This window comes from Aminobacter sp. P4_D5, from assembly GCF_056401815.1.
The window spans coordinates 1-4,080 of the sequence record NZ_JBFUIP010000293.1 but is presented as its reverse complement, the minus strand read 5'-3'; the positions used below and the strand labels follow the sequence as shown (position 1 = coordinate 4,080).

Below are 4,080 nucleotides of genomic sequence, written 5' to 3'. Positions count from 1 at the left end.
ATCGACGCCTTTGCGCATATTTTCTGCCTGTCGGTTGTAGCCGTCAACGACGACATGCAGCCCGAGCACGATGCCGGGGCCGCATGTCGCKAAGGGTTCGGTTTCGGGTCAGCCCGCAGCGTCGACCGCCGCGCCGAAGCCTTGAAGAATGCCGCCCCAGCCGCCTTCGGAATCGAGCATCACGGCCGTTTCTTCGGCCTTCGGGCCCATGTTCTCGAGCAGCCGGTGTTCGAGATCGACGCGGGTTCCGCCGCCTGCAAGGGCAACGAACCTGATTTCGATTTCGGTAAGAAGGTCGGGATCGAATTTCCAGTCCGTGCCAATGCGCCAGGCGAGCACGATGCGCTGCGGCGGCTCCCAGGCGATGACATCGCCCCATGGGCATTCGCTGCCGTCTTCGCCGGTCTCGTACCAGCGCCCGCCGGCACGGGGCTCGATGGTCGCCGTCTTGAGCGGGGCGGCGCCTATGCTGTGGGTCTTGGGCCACCAGCTCGAAAAGCCCGATGTGAAGACCTCGAAGGCGCGTGCCGGGCTTGCCTTGACGGTGACCGAGCGGCGCACCGGCGATGGCGAAATCGTGACTGTCATGTCTGGTCCTCCTTGTCCGCCTTGAGCTTGAATTCGTCGAGTACGTCGCCCCAGAGTTGATCGAGCCATGCCCGCATGCGGCCAAGGCCGGCCGGGTCGATGTGATAGATATTGCGCGCGCCCTGAGGTTCCATACGCACCAGCCGCGCCTCCTTGAGCACTTTGAGATGCTGCGAAACCGCAGACTGCGACACGGGAAGTCCGCGCGTCAGCTCCGCCACCGAACAGGGCCCCACGCTTACACGCTCGAAGATCATGCGGCGCGTTGGGTCGGCTAGAGCGGTGATCTGCGAATAATCATAAGTCATAACTAATGATAAGTATAAACTGATGGTAAGTCAACCACGTTGGAGACGCACCTGAAAATGGCCACGCCGGTGGCTCCTGACAGCTCCTTGGCAGGAGAGAGATTGTAGTTTCGCGGATCGGTTCGTATCTGCGCAGGAGGCCCCGCATGCGAAATGTCGCACAGGGGCCTGCGCGGGGGCGCAGTGCAGGGACGAAAGACTGATGACGGAAGACCCAACACAAGCCGCGCCGGCGCTCAAGGAGATTTTCGACCGGGCGCGTCTTCGCCACATCGCCCATGAAACGGCATCCATCGCGCCAGGGTTCGATGCGGAAAAATTCATGGTGCTTGCTACCGAGAACCTCGACGAACTCGGCATCATGCAGCGTATGCGTCTGACGGCGATGAGCTTGCACGCCAGCCTGCCCGGCGGCTTCGAGGACGCGATTGGGGTTCTCCATGAGCTCGCACCGCGTATCCAGCATGGCTTCGCATCGATCGTCCTGTCCGAACACGTCGCGCTCTATGGCAAGGGTCATTTCGACCTGTCGATGGAGGCGCTGAAATTCTTCACCCGCTTCGGATCGGCCGAATTCGCCATCCGCCATTTCCTGGCTCAGGATTTCGACAGGACCCTTCAGGTGATGCGTGGCTGGGCGCTTGATGACAACGAACATGTGCGCCGCCTCGCCAGCGAGGGCTCGCGCCCGCGGCTGCCATGGTCGTTCCGGCTCAAGCGGCTGATCAAGGATCCTTCGCCGACGGCGCCGATCATCGAGGCGCTGAAATGCGATTCCAGCCTCTACGTGCGCAAATCGGTGGCAAACCACCTCAACGACATCTCCAAGGACCATCCCGACAAGGTGATCGACCGCGTTTCCGCGTGGGACATGGACGACAAGAACACCGCCTGGATCGTCAAGCATGCGCTGAGGACAATGATCAAGAAGGGCGATGCACGTGCGCTTGGCGCCATCGGCACGACAGGCACGCCGATGGTCCGCGTCGAGGCATTCGCGGTGTCGCCGGCCGCCATCATGCTCGGCGGCCGCATCACGCTCAAGGCAAGCCTTGCCTCGACCGCCGCGGCAGCGCAGCAGCTGGTGGTCGACTATGCCGTCCACTACGTCAAGAAAAGCGGCGGCAGCGCGAAGAAGGTCTTCAAGCTGAAGGAGATCAACCTGCCGGCGGGCGGCCAAAGGGAAATTTCGATCAGCCAGGCGGTGCGCGATTTCACCACGCGCAAGCACTATCCCGGCCATCATCTGATAGAACTGATCGTCAACGGCGAGACATTGGCCGAATCCGGTTTCGAGTTGAGGGGATGATCTGCGCCAATTCCTCGACAGCCGCCGGCCCCGCTGCTAGAAGCCCGCGCAAGGAATAGTGGCGGACGGCCTGTTTCCTGCCKGTTGCGGTGCGCCGTGACGGCTCTGCCTTTTTCGGGCAGGGGAAAACTGGCTGTCTCCCGACTGCACAATAGGAATCCCCGATGGCTGAAGACATCGAAAAGGCGGTGGCGCGCCGCCGCACTTTCGCGATCATCGCGCACCCTGACGCCGGCAAGACGACGCTGACCGAAAAGCTGCTGCTGTTTGGCGGCGCGATCCAGCTTGCCGGTGAGGTCAAGGCTAAGAAAGACAAGATCCAGACCCGCTCGGACTGGATGAAGATCGAGCGCGAGCGCGGTATCTCTGTGGTCACCTCGGTAATGACCTTCGAATATGGCGACAACGTCTTCAACCTGCTCGACACACCCGGCCACGAAGACTTCGCCGACGACACCTATCGCACGCTGTCGGCGGTCGACAGCGCCGTCATGGTCATCGACGCCGCCAAGGGTATCGAGCCGCGCACGCTGAAGCTGTTCGAGGTCTGTCGCTTGCGCGACATCCCGATCATCACCTTCGTCAACAAGATGGACCGCGAGGCGCGCAACACCTTCGAGATCCTCGACGAGATCGAAGAGAAGCTGGCGCTCGACACCGCGCCGATCACCTGGCCGATCGGCCAGGGCAAGACGTTTTCCGGTACCTATCACCTCGCCCAGAACGCCGTGCGCCACGGCGATGCCGAAAAAGAGCGCACGCCTGTCCACGGCCCCGACTCCAACCGCGCCGCCGGCCTTCTGCCCGACAATGAGCGCCCGGCCTTCATCGAGGAGCTGGAGCTGGCCCGCGAGGCGTGCCGGCCCTTCGACCTACAGGCGTTCCGCGAAGGCCATCTGACGCCGGTCTATTTCGGCTCGGCGCTGCGCAATTTTGGCGTCCGCGACCTGATCGAGGCTTTGGGCGAGATCGGCCCGCCACCCCGTGCTCAGGAAGCCGACACGCGCAAGGTCGAGGCGACGGAGGAGAAGATGACGTCGTTCGTCTTCAAGATCCAGGCCAATATGGACCCCAACCACCGCGACCGCATCGCCTTCGTCCGTGTCTGCTCGGGCGAACTCAAGCGCGGCATGAAGGCCAAGCTGGTGCGCACCGGCAAGCAGATGAGCCTGTCGGCGCCGCRGTTCTTCTTCGCCCGTTCGCGCATCACCGCCGACGAAGCCTATGCCGGCGACGTGGTGGGTATCCCCAATCACGGCACGCTGCGCATCGGCGATACGTTGACCGAGGGCGAGGACATCCTGTTCCGCGGCGTGCCTAATTTCGCGCCGGAAATCCTGCGCCGCGTCCGCCTCGGCGATGCGATGAAGGCCAAGAAACTCAAGGAAGCGCTGCACCAGATGGCCGAAGAGGGCGTGGTCCAGCTGTTCCAGCCCGAAGACGGCTCGCCGGCCATCGTCGGCGTCGTCGGTGCGCTGCAGATCGACGTGCTCAAGGAGCGGCTGTCGGTGGAATACACGCTGCCGGTCGACTTCGAGATGGCGCGGTTTTCGATCTGCCGCTGGATCGACGCCGACGACAAGGCCGATTTGCACCGCTTCATCGAGAGCCATCGCGGCGACATCGCGCGCGATCTCGACAATGATCCGGTGTTCCTCGCCCAGCACGAATTCTCGCTCAACTACGAGGCCGAGCGCTGGAAGTTGATCCGCTTTGCCGCGATCAAGGACTATCAGGTCCGCGACATCGTCGCGTGATCCCAGAAAGCGGAGCGGCTTTGCTGCTCCGCCTCTCCGTTTCGTCATTCCGTCATGTAAATCGCCTAATGACATTTCGGTGCCGCTGTCGACCCTGGTCCAACCCAAGGTGGGTGAC

Annotated in this window: 4 protein-coding genes; 2 read left to right on the top strand and 2 right to left on the bottom strand. The window is 62.6% G+C overall.

Annotated elements, in window-relative coordinates; genetic code table 11:
• Positions 1–108: 108 nt before the first annotated feature.
• Positions 109–588, bottom strand: a complete 480-nt coding sequence (locus AC1DWF_RS30750; protein ID WP_476781719.1) for an SRPBCC family protein — start codon at positions 586–588, stop codon at positions 109–111.
• Positions 585–896 (bottom strand): ArsR/SmtB family transcription factor, encoded by a 312-nt coding sequence (locus AC1DWF_RS30745; protein ID WP_476781718.1) that lies wholly within the window; start codon positions 894–896, stop codon positions 585–587. Before AC1DWF_RS30745 ends, AC1DWF_RS30750 begins: the two co-directional genes overlap by 4 nt.
• Before the next feature lie 202 nt (positions 897–1,098).
• On the opposite strand from AC1DWF_RS30745, the gene AC1DWF_RS30740 reads away from it, so the two are divergent.
• Complete coding sequence (locus AC1DWF_RS30740) at positions 1,099–2,205, top strand: DNA alkylation repair protein (RefSeq protein WP_476781717.1); 1,107 nt, start codon at positions 1,099–1,101, stop codon at positions 2,203–2,205.
• A gap of 164 nt (positions 2,206–2,369) precedes the next feature.
• Positions 2,370–3,962: a peptide chain release factor 3 gene (locus tag AC1DWF_RS30735; RefSeq protein WP_476842465.1), complete on the top strand. Its 1,593-nt coding sequence runs from the start codon at positions 2,370–2,372 to the stop codon at positions 3,960–3,962.
• Positions 3,963–4,080: the final 118 nt, after the last annotated feature.